We start from the raw sequence: 18,188 nt of genomic DNA on the forward strand, positions 1-18,188 counted from the left end.
CGATGAAGCTCAATGATCTGAGTCCAGCGCCGGGTTCCCGTCGCGAAAAGCATCGTCCGGGCCGTGGTATCGGTAGCGGTTTGGGTAAGACTGGTGGCCGTGGCCACAAAGGTCAAACCTCCCGCTCCGGTGGCACCATTGCTCCAGGCTTTGAAGGCGGTCAACAGCCGCTGCATCGTCGCCTGCCGAAGTTTGGTTTCGTTTCCCTGAAGGCCATGGACCGCGCAGAAGTGCGTCTGTCCGAGCTGGCTAAGGTGGAAGGCGACATCGTCACCGTGCAGTCCCTGAAAGATGCCAACGTGATCAACGTCAACGTTCAGCGTGTGAAAATCATGCTGTCCGGCGAAGTTACTCGCGCTGTCACCATCGGAAAGGGAATCGGCGCCACCAAAGGTGCGCGTGCGGCTATCGAAGCAGCTGGCGGCAAGTTCGAGGAATAAATGGCTAAGCAAGGTGCTCTCTCTGCGCTCGGCAAAGGCGGTATGTCTGAACTCTGGGCTCGTCTGCGTTTTCTGTTCCTGGCGATTATCGTCTACCGAATAGGCGCACACATCCCGGTTCCAGGTATCAACCCGGACCGACTCGCGGACCTGTTTCGACAGAATGAGGGGACCATTCTTAGCTTGTTCAACATGTTTTCCGGCGGCGCGCTGGAACGGATGAGCATCTTTGCACTGGGGATCATGCCGTACATTTCGGCATCGATCATCATGCAGCTGATGACCGCCGTCAGCCCGCAGCTGGAGCAGTTGAAGAAGGAAGGTGAAGCTGGCCGTCGCAAGATCAGCCAGTACACCCGCTACGGCACTGTCGTCCTCGCTCTTGTTCAGGCTATTGGCATGTCCATTGGTCTGGCGGGGCAGGGCGTTGCGTTCACTGGTGACTTTGGCTTCCATTTCGTCGCGGTATCCACTTTTGTGGCTGGCGCGATGTTCATGATGTGGCTAGGTGAGCAGATTACTGAGCGTGGTGTTGGCAACGGTATCTCGATGTTGATTTTTTCGGGTATCGTCGCCGGTCTTCCGAGAGCGATCGGGCAGTCTTTCGAGTCTGCACGTCAGGGTGATATCAACATCTTCGCCCTGGTTGCCATCGGTTTGCTGGCAGTAGCGATTATCGGTTTCGTGGTGTTCATTGAGCGTGGCCAGCGTCGTATTGCTGTTCACTACGCCAAGCGTCAGCAGGGCCGCAAGGTCTTCGCTGCGCAGACCAGCCACTTGCCGCTGAAGGTGAACATGGCCGGTGTTATTCCGGCTATTTTCGCGAGCAGCATTTTGCTGTTCCCGGCTTCGTTGGGTGCCTGGTTCGGTCAGTCTGAAGGTATGGGCTGGTTGCAGGACATCTCGCAGTCGATCGCTCCTGGTCAGCCGTTGAATATTCTGCTGTTTAGTGCAGGGATTATTTTCTTCTGCTTCTTCTATACGGCGTTGATGTTCAATCCGAAAGACGTAGCGGAAAACCTGAAGAAGTCCGGTGCCTTTATTCCGGGCATCCGTCCAGGTGAGCAGTCTGCGCGCTACATTGATGGCGTTCTGACTCGCTTGACCATGTTCGGTGCTCTTTACATGACGGCCGTCTGCCTGTTGCCCCAGTTCCTGGTGGTTGCAGCAAACGTACCGTTCTACCTTGGCGGGACCTCGTTGCTGATCGTGGTCGTGGTTGTGATGGACTTCATGTCCCAAGTACAATCGCACCTCGTTTCGCACCAGTACGAATCCCTGATGAAGAAAGCCAACCTGAAGGGTTACGGCAGCGGCATGTTGCGCTGAGTACCCATAAGGTTCGAGGAGTTGGTGATGAAAGTTCGTGCATCGGTGAAAAAGCTGTGCCGTAACTGCAAGATTATTCGCCGCGAAGGTGTTGTTCGAGTAATTTGCAGCGCGGAACCGCGTCACAAACAGCGCCAAGGCTGAGTGTGATTGTGCTTCAAGCCCGGCAGCTAGTGCGCTGCCGGGTTGATTATTTGTTATTACAGCGATATTATCTCGCGCCCTATTTCTTGGCTTCCGGGGCGTAGGTAGCTGTCAATTGGAGTCCCACTGAATGGCCCGTATTGCAGGCGTTAACATTCCAGATAACAAGCATACTGTTATCTCGCTGACCTACATCTATGGTGTTGGTCGCACTACTGCACAGAAAATTTGTGCAGTGACTGGGGTAAACCCAGCGGCAAAGATCAAAGATCTGAGCGACGAGCAGATTGAACAGCTGCGTGGCGAAGTGGCGAAGTTCACCACTGAAGGTGACCTGCGTCGCGAAATCAACATGAAAATCAAGCGTTTGATGGACCTCGGTTGCTATCGCGGTCTGCGTCATCGTCGTGGTCTGCCAGTACGCGGTCAGCGTACCAAGACCAACGCGCGTACCCGTAAAGGTCCGCGTAAGCCGATCCGCAAGTAATCGCCCCAGCGAATCGACAGGAAATTAATCATGGCAAAACCTGCTGCTCGTCCTCGTAAAAAAGTTAAAAAGACAGTGGTTGATGGCATCGCCCACATCCATGCTTCTTTTAACAACACCATCGTGACCATCACCGACCGTCAAGGTAACGCTCTTTCTTGGGCTACCTCCGGTGGTTCGGGTTTCCGCGGTTCCCGCAAGTCCACCCCGTTCGCTGCTCAAGTAGCTGCTGAGCGTGCTGGTCAAGCTGCGCTGGAATACGGCCTGAAAAACCTCGACGTTAACGTCAAAGGTCCAGGTCCAGGTCGTGAATCTGCAGTCCGCGCTTTGAACGGCTGTGGCTACAAGATCGCCAGCATCACCGACGTGACGCCAATCCCGCACAACGGGTGCCGTCCGCCGAAGAAGCGCCGCGTGTAATCCAGGAGATTGTAAAGAATGGCTCGTTACATTGGTCCAAAATGCAAACTCGCTCGTCGCGAAGGCACCGATCTCTTTCTGAAGAGCGGCGTGCGCGCGATCGAATCGAAGTGCAACATCGAAGCAGCACCTGGTATCCACGGCCAACGCCGCGGTCGCCAGTCCGATTACGGCACCCAACTGCGTGAAAAGCAGAAGGTCCGTCGTATCTACGGCGTTCTCGAGCGTCAATTCAGCGGCTACTACAAAGAAGCTGCTGGCAAGAAAGGCGCAACTGGCGAAAACCTGTTGCAACTGCTCGAATGCCGTCTGGACAACGTTGTATACCGTATGGGTTTTGGCTCTACTCGTGCCGAATCCCGTCAGCTGGTATCGCACAAGTCGATCAGCGTTAACGGTCAGACCGTAAACGTTCCGTCCTACCAGGTTCGTGCTGGTGACGTGGTCGCAGTTCGCGAGAAAGCAAAGAACCAACTTCGCATTGTCCAAGCTCTCGATCTGTGTGCCCAACGTGGCCGCGTAGAATGGGTAGAAGTAGACACTGAGAAGAAGTCGGGCGTTTTCAAGAACGTTCCTGCTCGCAGTGATCTGTCCGCCGACATCAACGAAAGCCTGATTGTCGAGCTCTACTCCAAGTAAGGGCTAGAAAATAGGTGCATCCATGCAGATTTCGGTAAATGAGTTCCTGACACCCCGCCATATTGATGTGCAGGTTGTCAGTCCAACCCGCGCCAAGATCACACTCGAGCCTCTCGAGCGTGGTTTCGGCCACACCCTGGGCAACGCGCTGCGCCGCATCCTGTTGTCCTCAATGCCCGGCTGTGCAGTAGTCGAGGCCGAGATTGACGGTGTGCTCCACGAGTACAGCGCCATCGAAGGTGTACAGGAAGATGTAATTGAAATCCTGTTGAACCTTAAAGGTCTGGCTATCAAGCTGCACGGTCGAGACGAAGTTACGCTGACCTTGTCGAAGAAGGGTTCGGGGGTGGTTACCGCTGCCGATATTCAGCTGGATCATGATGTCGAGATCGTTAACCCCGATCACGTAATCGCTAACCTGGCGTCTAACGGCGCCCTGAACATGAAGCTCACCGTAGCTCGTGGTCGTGGTTATGAACCGGCAGACTCGCGTCAGAGCGATGAAGACGAAAGCCGCAGCATCGGTCGCTTGCAGCTTGACTCTTCGTTCAGCCCGGTTCGCCGTATCGCATACGTGGTGGAAAACGCCCGTGTCGAACAGCGTACTAACCTGGACAAGCTGGTTATTGATCTGGAAACCAACGGTACCCTGGATCCTGAAGAGGCTATTCGCCGTGCTGCAACCATTCTGCAACAGCAGTTGGCTGCGTTCGTCGACCTCAAAGGTGACAGTGAGCCAGTGGTTGTCGAGCAGGAAGACGAGATCGATCCGATCTTGCTTCGCCCGGTTGACGATCTGGAACTGACTGTACGTTCGGCTAACTGCCTTAAGGCGGAAAACATCTACTACATCGGCGACCTGATTCAGCGTACCGAAGTAGAGCTGTTGAAGACTCCGAACCTTGGCAAGAAATCCTTGACTGAAATCAAGGACGTTCTGGCCTCCCGCGGTCTGTCCCTCGGCATGCGCCTCGACAACTGGCCGCCTGCAAGTCTTAAGAAGGACGACAAGGCGACTGCCTGATCGTCGTAATCACCGAACGTTGTGTTTGGTAAGGAATGAACCATGCGTCATCGTAAAAGTGGTCGTCACCTGAGCCGCACCAGCTCGCACCGCAAGGCCATGTTTCAAAACATGGCGGTGTCGCTGTTCGAGCACGAGCTGATCAAAACTACACTGCCAAAAGCCAAAGAACTGCGCCGCGTTGCTGAGCCGCTGATCACTTTGGCCAAGACAGACAGCCTGGCTAACCGCCGTCTGGCTTTCGACCGTACTCGTTCGAAAGCTATCGTTGGTAAGCTCTTCAACGACCTGGGCAAGCGTTACGCTACCCGTGAGGGTGGCTACCTGCGCATCCTCAAGTGCGGTTTCCGCGCTGGCGACAACGCGCCTATGGCGTACGTCGAGTTGGTTGATCGTGCTATCGGCGGTGAAGCTGTATCCGCTGAGTAAGACGTCAGTCTGAAACAAAGAACCGGGTCTAGTGCCCGGTTTTTTGTGCCCGTAAGAAATGCGCTCTACGTACAAGCTTCAAATCTTCCCCTGTCGGCACTATATGCGTGGGTTGATCATTAGTAATTTTCTATTGATGTTTGCAAATTAATGAATTTGTGGCTGTCATGATGATGATCAATACTTCGCACCAAGCCGATTAGCCGGCAGTTCCAAGACTGACAAAGGAAGAGATCGCATGAGCCAGAACAAAACGCTTACGACCGCCAGTGGCGCTCCTGTCGCCGACAACCAGAACTCCCGCTCCGCCGGCCCTCGCGGTCCTTTGCTGCTCGACGATTTTCACCTGATCGAGAAGCTTGCTCACTTCAACCGTGAAAACATCCCGGAGCGTCGCGTGCACGCAAAAGGTTCGGGTGCTTACGGCACGTTCACTGTGACTCGCGATATCACTCAGTACACCAGTGCCAAGCTGTTTGAGGCCGTGGGGAAGCAAACCCCGACTTTCCTGCGGTTCTCCACCGTGGGTGGCGAACGCGGTTCGGCTGACACCGAGCGTGACCCGCGCGGTTTTGCCCTGAAGTTCTATACCGAGGAAGGCAACTGGGACATCGTCGGTAACAATACGCCGGTGTTCTTCATCCGTGATCCGCTGAAATTCCCTGACTTTATCCACACCCAGAAGCGTCTGCCGCAAAGCAACCTGAAAAGCGCGCAGATGATGTGGGATTTCTGGTCGCATTCGCCTGAGGCGCTGCACCAGGTCACTATCCTGTTTTCGGATCGAGGTATCCCTGACGGTTACCGTCACATGCACGGCTTCGGCAGCCACACCTACAGCTTGATCAGCGCCAACGGTGAGCGTCACTGGGTGAAGTGGCACTACAAAACCAAACAAGGGATCAAGAACCTCGCTCCGGCAGAAGCGGCACGCCTGGCCGGTACCGATCCGGATTACGCACAACGTGACCTGTTCGGCGCCATTGAGCGCGGTGACTTCCCGAAATGGAGTGTCAACATTCAGATCATGACCGAGGCCCAGGCCGCGGCTCACTACGAGAACCCGTTCGACGTAACCAAGACCTGGTCGCAGAAAGAGTTCCCATTGATCGAAGTGGGCGAGCTTGAGCTCAACCGCAATCCGCTGAACTACTTCGCTGAAGTCGAGCAGGCCGCGTTCGGTCCAAGCAACATGGTGCCAGGTGTCGGCCTGTCACCTGACCGCATGCTGCAGGGGCGTGTGTTCGCTTACGCGGATGCTCACCGCTACCGTGTGGGCACCAATCACCAGCAACTGCCGGTGAATGCTCCTCGTAGTCCGGTTAACACTTACCAGCGCGATGGTTCGATGGCGTTTGGTAGCAATGGCGGTGCGGCGCCGAACTACGAGCCGAACAGCTACATAGAATCACCGAAACAGGCGCCGCGTTACGCGGAACCTGCCCTGGCCTTGAGCGGCGCGGCTGACCGTTACGATCATCGCGAAGATACCGACTACTACAGTCACGCGGGTGCGCTGTTCCGTCTGATGAACGATGAGCAGAAAACGCTGCTGATCAACAACATTGCCGGCGCAATGGCCGGGGTTTCCGGCGACGTGATTGATCGTCAACTGCAGCATTTCTTCAAGGCCGATCCGGCTTATGGAGAAGGCATTGCAAAGGCGTTGGGTTTACAGCTTAACGAAGTCTAAACGATAAGCAGAACCGCCCTCATCTGGGCGGTTTTTGCGTTATTTGAACCCATTTTCTCAGAATATCTTCGCTTTTATTGCGACAGACGAGTGACCTTCGGGGCAGGTTGGTTCAAACTACAGACTTTCAAGCAGGGAGATGTAGGGCGATGCAAGGTCACCCAGACGTAATCGATTACCTCAACACGTTGCTGACAGGCGAGCTGGCAGCGCGTGATCAATATTTCATCCATTCGCGGATGTACGAGGACTGGGGGTTCACCGAGCTCTACGAGCGTATCAACCATGAGATGGAAGAAGAGGCGCAGCATGCTGACGCGCTGATGCGTCGGATCCTGATGCTCGAAGGTACGCCGCGCATGCGTCCGGACGATCTCGATGTCGGCACCACCGTGCCGGATATGCTCGCCGCTGACCTGCGTCTGGAATATAAAGTTCGTGCCGCTCTATGCAAAGGCATTGAGCTTTGTGAGCTGCACAAGGATTACGTCAGCCGCGAGATCCTGCGCATTCAGCTGAACGACACTGAGGAAGATCACACCTATTGGCTGGAGAAACAGCTGGGTCTGATCAAGCTGGTCGGTCTGGAGAATTACCTGCAATCGCAGTTCTGATCTTTTAGGCTTGCGACGCACAAAAAAGCCCCTGTCACCGACAAAGTGACAGGGGCTTTTTCATGGCCCTGATTCAGGCCTTGTCGCGAGCGAGCAGTGGTTTGAGATAGTAGCCGGTATGAGATTGCTTCATCTCGGACACGTCTTCCGGTGTGCCGACGGCAATGATCTGGCCGCCTTTGGAGCCGCCTTCCGGTCCCAGGTCCACCAGCCAGTCGGCGGTCTTGATCACATCCAGATTGTGCTCGATCACCACGACGGTATTACCGTGATCGCGCAAGCGATGCAGAACGTCGAGCAGTTGCTGGATATCAGCGAAGTGCAAGCCGGTAGTCGGCTCATCGAGGATATACAGAGTCTTGCCGGTATCGCGCTTGGACAGCTCGCGGGACAGTTTCACCCGCTGGGCCTCACCGCCCGACAGCGTCGTCGCCGATTGCCCCAGCTTGATGTACGAAAGGCCTACGTCCATCAACGTCTGAAGCTTGCGCGCCAGGGCTGGAACCGCGTCGAAGAACACCCGGGCTTCCTCGATGGTCATCTCGAGGGTTTCGTGGATGCTCTTGCCCTTGTACTTGATCTCCAGGGTTTCGCGGTTATAGCGCTTGCTCTTGCAGACATCGCACGGGACATAGATGTCCGGCAGGAAGTGCATTTCCACCTTGATCAGGCCATCGCCCTGACAAGCTTCACAGCGTCCGCCCTTCACGTTGAAGGAGAAACGCCCCGGCCCGTAACCGCGGGAGCGGGATTCCGGTACACCAGCGAACAACTCGCGAATCGGCGTGAACAGCCCGGTGTAGGTCGCCGGGTTGGAGCGCGGCGTGCGACCGATCGGGCTCTGATCGATGTCGACGACTTTATCCAGATGCTCAAGGCCCTTGATACTGTCGTGAGCCGCCGCTTCCAGGGTCGTTGCACCGTTGAGTGCGGTAGCGCTTAAAGGAAACAGTGTGTTGTTGATCAGCGTCGATTTGCCCGAGCCGGACACGCCGGTCACACAGGTCAGCAGGCCGATCGGAATCTCCAGATCGACATTGCGCAAATTGTTGCCGCGAGCGCCCTTGAGGGATAACGACAATTTCTTGTTACGGGGTGTGCGTTTGGCCGGAACGGCAATCTTCACTCGGCCCGACAAATATTTACCGGTCAGCGAATCAGGGTGAGCCATGACTTCATCCGGCGTACCTTCGGCGACGATGTGCCCACCATGCACGCCCGCACCCGGGCCGATATCCACCACATAGTCGGCCAGACGAATCGCGTCTTCGTCGTGCTCGACCACGATCACCGTATTACCGATGTCCCGCAGATGCTTGAGGGTGCCGAGCAATCGGTCGTTGTCCCGTTGGTGCAGGCCGATCGACGGTTCATCGAGGATGTACAGAACCCCCACCAGGCCGGCGCCAATCTGACTGGCCAGACGGATACGCTGGGCCTCACCACCGGACAGCGTATCGGCACTGCGATCCAAAGAAAGGTAGTCCAGGCCAACGTTGACCAGAAACTGCAGCCGTTCACGGATTTCCTTGAGAATCTTGTCGGCAATTTCGCCACGGCGGCCGGTCAGTTTCAGCACGCCGAAATATTCACAGGCATCGCCGATTGGCAGATTGGTCACCGCCGGCAAGGTCTTCTCGCCAACCCACACATGCCGCGCCTCGCGACGCAGACGGGTGCCGCGGCAATCCGGGCAAGGCTGGGTACTGAGGAACTTGGCCAGCTCTTCACGGACCGAAGCCGATTCGGTTTCGCGGTAGCGACGTTCCAGGTTCGGCACGATGCCTTCGAATGGGTGCGAACGTTTGACGATATCGCCCCGGTCGTTCAGGTACTTGAAGTCGACATTCTGCGAGCCGCTGCCGTGCAGGATGAATTTCTGCTGATCGGCTGGTAGTTCGTTGAACGGCACTTCGAGGCTGAACTTGTAGTGGGCGGCCAGCGAGCCGAGCATCTGGAAGTAATAGACGTTGCGCCGGTCCCAGCCGCGGATCGCGCCTTCGGCCAGGGTCAGTTCACCGTTCACCAATCGTTTGGTGTCGAAGAACTGCTTAACCCCCAGGCCATCGCAGGTCGGGCAGGCGCCGGCCGGGTTGTTGAAGGAAAACAGCTTGGGTTCCAGCTCGCTGATGGCGTGGCCGCAGATCGGGCAGGCAAAGCGTGCGGAGAAGATGATTTCTTCGCCGGGCTCATCGTCCATTGGCGCCACCAGCGCGATACCGTCCGCCAGTTTCAGCGCGGTTTCGAACGATTCGGCCAGGCGCTGTTGCAGATCGGCGCGGACCTTGAAGCGGTCGACCACGACATCGATCGAGTGCTTCTTCTGTTTATCCAGCTTCGGCAGTTCGTCCAGTTCGCAGAGTTTGCCGTTGACCCGGGCCCGCACAAAACCCTGGGCGCGCAGTTCTTCGAAGACCGAGAGGTGTTCGCCCTTGCGCTCGCGGATCACCGGGGCCAGCAGCATCAGTTTGCTGCCCTCCGGTTGCGTCAGTACCAGGTCGACCATCTGACTGACGGTCTGGGCTTCCAGCGGAATGTCGTGGTCCGGGCAGCGCGGAATACCGACGCGAGCGTAGAGCAGGCGCAGGTAGTCGTAGATTTCGGTAATGGTGCCAACCGTCGAGCGCGGGTTGTGCGAGGTCGACTTCTGTTCGATGGAGATGGCTGGCGACAGACCTTCGATGGTGTCGACATCAGGTTTTTCCATCATCGACAGGAACTGCCGGGCGTAGGCCGACAGCGATTCGACATAGCGGCGCTGGCCTTCGGCGTACAGCGTGTCGAAGGCCAGGGACGACTTGCCGGATCCGGACAGGCCGGTGATGACGATCAGTTTGTCCCGTGGCAGGGTCAGGTCGATGTTCTTCAGGTTGTGGGTTCGGGCCCCACGAATCAGGATCTTGTCCAAAGTGGCCTCGCTCGGCGGGCGTCGAAAACGTAGGAGTATACGGCCAAATACTGGATGGATGCACACTATCAAATGAGAGGCACGCAGCCTTGCATGAAGATTGCGTCATCTGCGCGCGTCATAGCGTCGCGATATACCCCGTCAATCGATGGGACTGGTAGAATCGCCGCCGGTTCAGATGAGGTTTTTCCATGCACGATCCCCACAGCGAACGCATGAGTGGCAGTGAGACCCGCGCAGCAAGCGGTCTGGCCCTGGTGTTCGCCTTCCGTATGCTTGGCATGTTCATGGTGTTGCCGGTGCTGGCGACCTATGGGATGGACCTGGCAGGCGCGACCCCGGCCCTCATCGGGTTGGCGATTGGCGCTTACGGCCTGACCCAGGCGATTTTTCAGATTCCCTTTGGCTTCATTTCCGACCGCATCGGTCGACGTCCGGTGATTTACCTGGGGCTGATCGTCTTCGCCCTGGGGAGTGTGCTGGCGGCCAATGCCGATTCGATCTGGGGCGTCATCGCCGGGCGCATTCTGCAAGGCGCCGGGGCGATTTCCGCGGCGGTCATGGCGTTGCTGTCTGACCTGACCCGGGAACAGCATCGGACCAAAGCCATGGCCATGATCGGCATGACGATCGGTCTGTCGTTCGCGATCGCCATGGTGGTAGGGCCGTTGCTGACCCGTGCCTTCGGCCTCTCCGGGCTGTTCTTCGCCACCGGCGGGATGGCGCTGCTCGGTATCGTCATCGTGATGTTCATGGTGCCGCGCGCCACCGGGCCATTGCAGCACCGCGAGTCCGGCGTCGCCCGTCAGGCACTGATCCCGACGCTCAAGCACCCGGACCTGCTGCGCCTGGACCTAGGCATTTTTGTGTTGCACGCGATGTTGATGTCGAGCTTCGTTGCATTGCCCCTGGCGCTGGTCGAAAAAGCCGGTTTGCCCAAGGAGCAGCACTGGTGGGTGTACCTGGCCGCGCTGCTGATTTCCTTCTTCGCCATGATCCCGTTCATTATTTACGGCGAGAAGAAACGCAAAATGAAACGAGTTTTATTGGGCGCGGTGCTGACGCTGATGCTCACTGAGCTATTCTTCTGGCAGTTCGGCGACAGCTTGCGGGCTCTGGTAATCGGCACGGTGGTGTTTTTCACCGCGTTCAATCTGCTGGAAGCGTCCTTGCCGTCGCTGATCAGCAAGGTTTCACCGGCAGGCGGTAAAGGCACGGCGATGGGGGTTTATTCCACCAGCCAGTTCCTAGGTTCGGCGCTGGGTGGGATCCTCGGCGGCTGGATGTTCCAGCACGGCGGTTTGTCGGTTGTATTCCTCGGATGCGCCGGCCTGGCTGCCCTCTGGCTGGCCTTTGCTGTTACCATGCGCGAACCACCTTACGTCACGAGCCTGCGCTTGCCGTTGTCGCCCGAGGCGATCCGCGAAGCGGGTCTGGTTGAGCGCCTGAAGGCCGTCGTAGGGGTAACAGATGCGGTGATCGTTGCTGATGAAGCGGCGATTTACATCAAATTGGACACAGAACTATTGGATCGCACGACCCTTGAGCGCTTGGTGAACAACCCGGCCGAGGCAGCGTGCGTAGCCTAGGAGAACGTTATGGCCCGTGGGGTTAACAAAGTCATATTGGTCGGCACTTGCGGCCAGGATCCCGAAGTTCGCTACTTGCCTAACGGTAACGCCGTGACCAACCTGAGTCTGGCAACCAGCGAACAGTGGACCGACAAGCAAACCGGTCAGAAGGTCGAGAAGACCGAATGGCACCGTGTTTCGATGTTCGGCAAAGTGGCCGAAATCGCCGGCGAATACCTGCGTAAAGGTTCGCAAGTCTACATCGAAGGCAAGCTGCAGACCCGCGAGTGGGAAAAAGACGGTATCAAGCGTTACACCACTGAAATCGTGGTCGACATGCAAGGCACCATGCAACTGCTGGGCGGCCGTCCACAGCAGGGCGACCAACAAGGCGGGGGCAATAACTACCAGCAATCCGCTCCAGCCCCACGCCAGCAGGCTCCGCGTCCGCAGCAGTCGGCGCCGCAACAGTCGCGCCCGGCTCCACCGCAGGCCGCTCCTCAACCGGCTCCGGATTTCGACAGCTTTGATGACGATATTCCGTTCTAACCTACATAAGATCAAAACGTAAAGGTGATTGATTAGCTAAGCGGTTAAATCATTGCCTTGCGTGAGTAAACCAAGCCCTCTTTGCTGTAAAGCTAAGAGGGCTTTTTTTTGCCCTGTGTAAAGCTACCAATAATTTAACTACACAAGAAAGGAGTGTAGAGATAAAAGTCTACATAACTAAACGTAAAGGAGGAGTGTGCTATGGATGTGAAAATGGTACGACATCCTTCCGGGTGGAAGCTGCCAATCCTCCTTGACGATGATGGCCTGCCGGTTCCGCTTGCAAATGAGTGGGTCTTGCAACGGCGAGGCCTAAGCCCTAACACGCTCATGAGAAACCTCAGAGAGTTGGCGATTCTGTTTGCTTGGCTGGATTCCCTTCGCATTGATTTTGGTGCCTGCATGGCTGGTGACCGCATGTTTACCGAGGCTGAATTAGCGGGAAGTCTCTGTGAGCACCTACGCATAGCGGTGAAGGTCCCCGCCTTGCTGGCGGGGGGGATCTCTATAAATCAGGGTAAGAAGGTAGCTGTGTCTCCTCTGACATATAAGTTGCGCCTGATCACTGTGCGGCAATTCATGGGTTGGTGTTTTCGATTCAAGATGGGGTCGATGGCGTCCGGAGACCCCGCGCTCCTCAGAATTCAAGCACACAAAGAGCATGTCGATAAAATTCTCAGCGATCAAGAAATCAGTAATCCTCCCCAGAATAAATCTATTACTAAAGGCCTGCGGGATCATCAAGTAACGGCTCTCATTTGGTGTGTGGATTTTAGGAATCCAAAAGCGTATGGCTTAGACGAGCATGTAAGATTTAGGAACTTCATCATTGTAATGATTATGCTGACCTTTGGTTTAAGGCCGGCAGAAGTTTTGACTCTTAGAGTAGAGGATGTCGAGTTCGGGGGCGTCACTGCTCTGCGTGTGTTAAGGCGTGTTTCGGATCCTAATGATATGCGGAGCCCTCAGCCTAGAGTCAAGCGGAACGGTCGAGACATGATAATGCAAACGCCTACGCTCATACGCCTGATTGAAGAGTACATTGAAGTTCATCGCGAAAACGTTATGGAATGCTTTGGCAAAGATCACAACTATTTGATCGTTTCAGATGAGGGCGACCCGTTGCATGGAAATAGCGTGTCTAATTATTTTCAGATAATTCGTGAGAAGTTCAAGCAAACGTTACCTTCAAATCTAACTCCTAAGACCCTTCGGCATACATACTCCAGTAGAACTGAGCGTGAAATGGCTGGCCGTGGCGTTCCTGAAGATGAGCGTAAACAGGTTTTGGCGTACCTAAGGGGGGATAGTAGTGTGCGTTCTCAAGAGGTATATATCAGTGGTGAAATTATTCGCCAGGCCACCGCTGTTCAATCTAAATACCATGATACATTGATGGAAACTTTCTTGGAGTACTCCAGTAATGAGTCAAGCGTTTAGGTATCAGCCTGATGAAGCTGAACTGTGGGAGTCCATTCCTAAATCTGTTATAAGCAGAGAAGGGCATGTAGTTGACACGAGTGGTTTGCAGTGGCACATGCCAACGACCAGTGGCAGATACGCTACTCTTAAGTTTCAGCGCATACATAATTTGAGATTTCGGTATGCGCTGATGCGTTACTGTGTGTATGTGATGAGAACCTCGTCGGCGGGCTATGCTTACACCACTTGGGTAGATTGTCATAGGTTTCTTCTTTTGCCCTATCCTGAGTTTAATCGGGAAGAAATTGCCGATTTTGAGGTGGAGCTGGTTAGTTATTTCGAGCGAATGATAGCAACGACGAGACAAGACCATAAGCTATATCAAGTCTCGCGTGCTAAGTCGTGGTATCTCTGGGGGTGTCAGTACCTAAGTGAGGTAGGCTTCAATGCCGAATATGGCAGCGTGTTGGAAGCTCTCAAAATACCCGGAGGTCCCAAGGGTGAGGCGGTTAAAAACGAAGACGTAGATGCCGGTCCACTGCATCGTATCTATGAGTTACAGCCACTCTACAATGCTCTTCACACTACGACTTGTGCCGATGTCGCAGAGTGCGAGCAGCGAGCTGCGCTGGCATTGTTCATTGCTCACGGTAGAAACCCGGCGAACCTGTCGTGGCTGCGAGAAAGCGATCTGATCAACGTAGGCCCAGGACTCGACGAGCCGTGCTGGGTAATAAGATATCCACGAATCAAAAAACGACTGCTGAGCCCTCGGGATGACTTCGTTGAAGTACAACTTCCTACTGAATTTGCGCCTTACATCCAAGACCTAATCGCCGCCAATCGTGATATTGAACCGTTCGATTGGATGGGAGTTGATTCTGAAGGTTTTGACAGGCCGTTATTTTTCAATCACAACGTCAATACGGCGGCTGCCGCGTCAGGCCAGCGCGATGCATATTTCAATTACGAGTCTGGTTACTTTGCAACGCTGCTTCAAAATTTTGTACTAAGACATCGTATAGTCTCGCCTTTGACCAAGGTGTTGATACATCTTAGTCCTAGGCGCCTTCGTTACACGTTGGCAACAAGCTTAGTTAAAGATGGGGCAACGCAGCGGCAGCTTGCCCAGATTCTTGACCATACCGATCTTCAACACGTACAGGTTTATTTTGACCTGGCTGGTAATATCGTAGAGTTACTAGACAAGGCGCTAATTGGTCCTTATTCACAAATTCTCCGTTTCTTCAAGGGTGATTTCATCGCGCCCGGGCAGAAGGCCGTAAATGAAGGAGACATAGGTAAGCATATTCCGTTTGTTTATATTGAGACTGCTCCATACATCGATTTGGGCGTGTGTGGGAAGCACTCCCTTTGCTCCTTACACCCCCCGTATTCGTGCTACAAATGTCCAAAGTTTCAGGCTTACCTTGAAGCCGATCATCAAGCCGTGTTGGAGTATTTGATAAATGAGCGCGAAGAGAAATTTCAGTCCGCTGACAAGCGAATAGCCAGCCAGCTCGACGAAATAATCTTCGCTGTGGCTCAAGTTGTTGAGAAATGCAAAGAAGTTAAAGCGGGAGCGACATAATGGCAAAGGTAGCAGCGTTCTTAAGTAGGCTTGAGCTAGATCGTGTCGCTAACTTATCGCTTTTGGTGGAAAAGGCGCAGATGCTCGGCATGCTGGGTTTTGAAAGTATTGTCTGGGATGAACCGAAGTGGAAGTTTACAGCCGGCCCCATGACAATACTATCGGCTAAGCGTTCTGGCTCTCCTAGCATCTACTTTCGGCATGCGCCTAATATCGGCGAACAGCCCATGGAAGGCGACTGGGCTGCTGTGGCGAAATCTCTTTTCTGTCTGCGGGCGCATCGGTCAAATCAGAAAATTAGCAACCAGCAAATGTTTGTAACTGCTATAAGTTATATAAGCCACTGCGTAGGCGGAACGAGTCGTCCGTTATCAAGGCTGATGCCAGAAGACTTAGATTCTGCATGTAGGCTAATTTCGGGTGATTACCAAGAGTCAACCGCTTATAACTTACATAAGGCTATAAATGAATTCGCAGCGCATTGCGATGCTAATCAGCTTTGTAATGTTAGGTTTGAATATAAGTACTCAGGACTGAAGCGCCCTGCAAACGCCGGGGGAGTAGCTCAAAAACGATTGGACGCACCTGAAAACCTGGAACAGACCTCCGGGGACCGACTCATCAATCTGGAGGTGTTTGAGCTTATTGGCTTGCTGTACCAACATGTACCGAGCAACCATAAGTACCGGATGTACATCCTGATGCTCGTTTTGTTGGCGTGCATTGGAAGGCGTTTTAGCGAAATCGCTACACTGCCATTGCAAGAGGTCGGCTCTGACTCGGAAGGAAGGAAATATCTACGCTTTTTTTTGATGAAAACAAGCAAAGGCGATAACTCTCATCCCATTGATAGGACATGGCTTCCTACTGATGCCGTTTCGATTGTTGAGGACGTAATCGCTGAGCTAACAGATATTACCCGAGCGGCCAGGTCGACAGCGCAGGAGATGCGGATCACTGGTGGCCCTGATCTACGTTGGATCGCACCTTTTGCTGAAGATCATCGATTCTACATTGCCGACCTTGATGCCTTGGGTTTTACCTTCAATGTCTTACGCCCAGCGGGTTGGCTTACGAAAAATGGCCTCACGTTTCCAGATCCGGATAAGCTGACAGTTCAGGGGATTCGTCCAGCTAAGCCATCTCGCTTCACCACCAAGCAGGCCTTAATGTCCTATTGCAAGAGTATGTTTGACCCACGATTGAATGATCCTGTCCGTATCGCTGCCAGCGGTCAGGTGTATTACCAAGAAGATCTTTTCTTCGTGCGATACGCGGGTATGTCTTCCGGAGGCGTCTCTGTGTGTGTGGTCGCACCAGTCACCCACTCAATGTTCACGACCTTCATACGGGATCATCTTGAGCCGCTTGCGTCCGAGTACGGTGGCAGCAACGTCAAACCCGACTTTTCAAGCCACGATTTTAGACACACCATTAATACTCTCTTGAATGACGGTGGAATGAGCGATTACGTACAAACTAAGTGGTTTGGGCGGAAGTATGCAAATGACACCAAGGCTTATCAGCACACATCCCGTGAAAAGAGAGCATTGATTTATCAAGAAAAAATTCGGGAGGGCAAGATTGGTGGAGCGGTAGCCGATAACTACATCCAACTTCCTGTTGAGTACAAAGAGGCTTATCTCAAGGCTAAGATTACCGGAGTCCATGAGCTTGGGACCGGCATGTGTACGCGTAACCTGTCGCAATCGCCTTGCCCAAATCATCTCGAGTGCCATGCCAAATGTTCGGATTTTTCCTGGGAGAAGGATGACGACGGGAAGAAAGCAGGCGTAGTGCGCGCTTTCGAGATCGAGGTCGTTCAATACGAGAATGCGATAACCAAGTCTCAATCGAATAGGCCGGGCGAGAGCCACCAATGGTTGGCCCATTCGCAGAAGAAAATCGAAACCCTCACCGCCATGCTGGTTGATTTGCAGATGGACGCTGAAGCCATCAAAGCGAAAGCACTTGGAGCACAGCCATGAGCAAATTTGGTAAGAGGATGGACTCGGGGGATGTCAAAGCTATCGTAAGGGAATTGGATCGCTGGGCTTTAGGTGAGCTGGGTTCCGGCCTGCGGTGGAAGACGCTTGAAGACCAGTTTGGGTTTACGCGCCAGGCTTTGAATGCTCGTCTTGAAATCAAGGTTGCGTTCGACGCTGCCAAGGCGTCTCTTGCAGGTGGCCTGGCTGCTAAACAGAAAAAAGCAGCGCAGAGCGCTGACGAGCTGGTGCTTCGGGTTGAGCAGCTTGAGAGGGAGCTACAGACCTACAAGGATCGTGAAGCCAAATGGCTGCTGAGATGGCAGCAAATTGCCTACAACATCAGGGTAAGGTTTGGCGCTCAGATGAGCAGCATTGATATGTCTGGCGGCTCGCGAGAGGGGCTTCCAAGTCTGCGTACCACGGAGAGCATCCTTAAGCACCTTGATAGCCCCATTCCTCCAGTGGGGAGCTTGGATGCTAATACCGATTAGTGTTTTAGCGGCGTGAAAATGACTTTTCTCTAAACTATGTGGGGCGACTGAGTGTGGATGGGTAGTCCAGTTCGGTTCTATTTGCGTTGTCATAGAACGATCAAGATCAGATTTCAATGGGGATTCTACAAGGCTGAAATCTCACGGTTGAATTTGCAGTGGTAGACGGAGGGTGTAAGCTTGGCAAGCATGCATTGGGTGGGGATAAAATATGATGTTTTTTAAATATATTTCTAGTTGCCGCGAAGGAAACGTTTTTTGCACGACGGAAACAGTTAGACGTCTATGCTCTTCTAGTGAAAAGGTTGAAGCCATTTGCGTTTCACCGCAATCACAGACACTAACCCCCGTTGAGTTGGAATCATTGCGTAAGGAAATGCGGTTGGCAGGCGCCTGGATGCAGTCAGTATTGAGACTTAGAAATCGGTCCAAAGACAAATAGTAGATAT

Annotated in this window: 17 protein-coding genes; 16 read left to right on the forward strand and 1 reads right to left on the reverse strand. The window is 54.1% G+C overall.

Features of this window, described 5'->3' with window-relative positions; translation table 11 throughout:
• Positions 1-2 precede the first annotated feature (2 nt).
• From rplO to bfr, 10 genes are all read left to right on the forward strand, one after another.
• Positions 3-440 (forward strand): 50S ribosomal protein L15, encoded by a 438-nt coding sequence (rplO, locus tag J3D54_RS11520; RefSeq protein WP_003228720.1) that lies wholly within the window; start codon positions 3-5, stop codon positions 438-440.
• The gene (gene secY, locus J3D54_RS11525; protein ID WP_003228718.1) at positions 441-1,769 is read left to right on the forward strand and encodes a preprotein translocase subunit SecY; all 1,329 of its coding nucleotides are present in this window, start codon (positions 441-443) and stop codon (positions 1,767-1,769) included.
• A 27-nt stretch (positions 1,770-1,796) separates the two neighbouring features.
• Complete coding sequence (rpmJ, locus tag J3D54_RS11530) at positions 1,797-1,913, forward strand: 50S ribosomal protein L36 (RefSeq protein WP_002555468.1); 117 nt, start codon at positions 1,797-1,799, stop codon at positions 1,911-1,913.
• A gap of 130 nt (positions 1,914-2,043) precedes the next feature.
• Entirely contained in the window at positions 2,044-2,400 is a 357-nt protein-coding gene (gene rpsM / locus J3D54_RS11535) for a 30S ribosomal protein S13 (protein ID WP_003186020.1), read from the forward strand.
• A gap of 30 nt (positions 2,401-2,430) precedes the next feature.
• A complete protein-coding gene (gene rpsK / locus J3D54_RS11540) occupies positions 2,431-2,820 on the forward strand; it encodes a 30S ribosomal protein S11 (RefSeq protein WP_002555466.1) in 390 nt (129 codons plus the stop codon).
• A gap of 18 nt (positions 2,821-2,838) precedes the next feature.
• Positions 2,839-3,459, forward strand: a complete 621-nt coding sequence (rpsD, locus tag J3D54_RS11545; protein WP_003176404.1) for a 30S ribosomal protein S4 — start codon at positions 2,839-2,841, stop codon at positions 3,457-3,459.
• 22 nt (positions 3,460-3,481) lie between these two features.
• Entirely contained in the window at positions 3,482-4,483 is a 1,002-nt protein-coding gene (rpoA, locus tag J3D54_RS11550; RefSeq protein ID WP_003186012.1) for a DNA-directed RNA polymerase subunit alpha, read from the forward strand.
• Positions 4,484-4,525: 42 nt separating this feature from the next.
• Complete coding sequence (gene rplQ / locus J3D54_RS11555) at positions 4,526-4,912, forward strand: 50S ribosomal protein L17 (protein WP_238963869.1); 387 nt, start codon at positions 4,526-4,528, stop codon at positions 4,910-4,912.
• 238 nt (positions 4,913-5,150) lie between these two features.
• The gene (locus J3D54_RS11560; protein ID WP_253418105.1) at positions 5,151-6,605 is read left to right on the forward strand and encodes a catalase; all 1,455 of its coding nucleotides are present in this window, start codon (positions 5,151-5,153) and stop codon (positions 6,603-6,605) included.
• Between the two features lie 149 nt (positions 6,606-6,754).
• Positions 6,755-7,219: a bacterioferritin gene (gene bfr, locus J3D54_RS11565; RefSeq protein WP_253418107.1), complete on the forward strand. Its 465-nt coding sequence runs from the start codon at positions 6,755-6,757 to the stop codon at positions 7,217-7,219.
• A 73-nt stretch (positions 7,220-7,292) separates the two neighbouring features.
• Here the strand turns inward: bfr and uvrA are convergent, their stop codons facing one another.
• A complete protein-coding gene (gene uvrA / locus J3D54_RS11570) occupies positions 7,293-10,127 on the reverse strand; it encodes an excinuclease ABC subunit UvrA (RefSeq protein WP_253418109.1) in 2,835 nt (944 codons plus the stop codon).
• 191 nt (positions 10,128-10,318) lie between these two features.
• Here uvrA and J3D54_RS11575 point away from each other — a divergent pair, with 191 nt between their 5' ends.
• The 6 genes from J3D54_RS11575 to J3D54_RS11600 all read left to right on the forward strand — a co-directional run bounded on the left by J3D54_RS11575 (position 10,319) and on the right by J3D54_RS11600 (position 17,739).
• A complete protein-coding gene (locus J3D54_RS11575; protein WP_018925659.1) occupies positions 10,319-11,716 on the forward strand; it encodes an MFS transporter in 1,398 nt (465 codons plus the stop codon).
• A gap of 9 nt (positions 11,717-11,725) precedes the next feature.
• The gene (locus J3D54_RS11580) at positions 11,726-12,247 is read left to right on the forward strand and encodes a single-stranded DNA-binding protein (protein WP_007933689.1); all 522 of its coding nucleotides are present in this window, start codon (positions 11,726-11,728) and stop codon (positions 12,245-12,247) included.
• 201 nt (positions 12,248-12,448) lie between these two features.
• Entirely contained in the window at positions 12,449-13,687 is a 1,239-nt protein-coding gene (locus J3D54_RS11585; RefSeq protein WP_253418111.1) for a site-specific integrase, read from the forward strand.
• Positions 13,671-15,260, forward strand: coding sequence for a site-specific integrase (locus J3D54_RS11590; RefSeq protein WP_253418113.1), 1,590 nt, complete (start codon positions 13,671-13,673; stop codon positions 15,258-15,260). The genes J3D54_RS11585 and J3D54_RS11590 overlap by 17 nt, the downstream gene beginning before the upstream one ends.
• Positions 15,260-17,248: an integrase gene (locus tag J3D54_RS11595; protein WP_253418115.1), complete on the forward strand. Its 1,989-nt coding sequence runs from the start codon at positions 15,260-15,262 to the stop codon at positions 17,246-17,248. Before J3D54_RS11590 ends, J3D54_RS11595 begins: the two co-directional genes overlap by 1 nt.
• On the forward strand, positions 17,245-17,739 hold the full coding sequence (locus J3D54_RS11600; RefSeq protein WP_253418117.1) for a protein kinase: 495 nt from the start codon (positions 17,245-17,247) through the stop codon (positions 17,737-17,739). Before J3D54_RS11595 ends, J3D54_RS11600 begins: the two co-directional genes overlap by 4 nt.
• Positions 17,740-18,188: the final 449 nt, after the last annotated feature.

Source organism: Pseudomonas sp. GGS8 (genome assembly GCF_024168645.1).
Taxonomy (GTDB): Bacteria; Pseudomonadota; Gammaproteobacteria; order Pseudomonadales; family Pseudomonadaceae; genus Aquipseudomonas.

Coding starts and splice junctions, on each gene's coding strand:
- rplO (WP_003228720.1), top strand. CDS start 3: ATGAAGCTCAATGATCTGAGTCCAGCGCCGGGTTCCCGTCGCGAAAAG.
- secY (WP_003228718.1), top strand. CDS start 441: ATGGCTAAGCAAGGTGCTCTCTCTGCGCTCGGCAAAGGCGGTATGTCT.
- rpmJ (WP_002555468.1), top strand. CDS start 1,797: ATGAAAGTTCGTGCATCGGTGAAAAAGCTGTGCCGTAACTGCAAGATT.
- rpsM (WP_003186020.1), top strand. CDS start 2,044: ATGGCCCGTATTGCAGGCGTTAACATTCCAGATAACAAGCATACTGTT.
- rpsK (WP_002555466.1), top strand. CDS start 2,431: ATGGCAAAACCTGCTGCTCGTCCTCGTAAAAAAGTTAAAAAGACAGTG.
- rpsD (WP_003176404.1), top strand. CDS start 2,839: ATGGCTCGTTACATTGGTCCAAAATGCAAACTCGCTCGTCGCGAAGGC.
- rpoA (WP_003186012.1), top strand. CDS start 3,482: ATGCAGATTTCGGTAAATGAGTTCCTGACACCCCGCCATATTGATGTG.
- rplQ (WP_238963869.1), top strand. CDS start 4,526: ATGCGTCATCGTAAAAGTGGTCGTCACCTGAGCCGCACCAGCTCGCAC.
- J3D54_RS11560 (WP_253418105.1), top strand. CDS start 5,151: ATGAGCCAGAACAAAACGCTTACGACCGCCAGTGGCGCTCCTGTCGCC.
- bfr (WP_253418107.1), top strand. CDS start 6,755: ATGCAAGGTCACCCAGACGTAATCGATTACCTCAACACGTTGCTGACA.
- J3D54_RS11575 (WP_018925659.1), top strand. CDS start 10,319: ATGCACGATCCCCACAGCGAACGCATGAGTGGCAGTGAGACCCGCGCA.
- J3D54_RS11580 (WP_007933689.1), top strand. CDS start 11,726: ATGGCCCGTGGGGTTAACAAAGTCATATTGGTCGGCACTTGCGGCCAG.
- J3D54_RS11585 (WP_253418111.1), top strand. CDS start 12,449: ATGGATGTGAAAATGGTACGACATCCTTCCGGGTGGAAGCTGCCAATC.
- J3D54_RS11590 (WP_253418113.1), top strand. CDS start 13,671: ATGAGTCAAGCGTTTAGGTATCAGCCTGATGAAGCTGAACTGTGGGAG.
- J3D54_RS11595 (WP_253418115.1), top strand. CDS start 15,260: ATGGCAAAGGTAGCAGCGTTCTTAAGTAGGCTTGAGCTAGATCGTGTC.
- J3D54_RS11600 (WP_253418117.1), top strand. CDS start 17,245: ATGAGCAAATTTGGTAAGAGGATGGACTCGGGGGATGTCAAAGCTATC.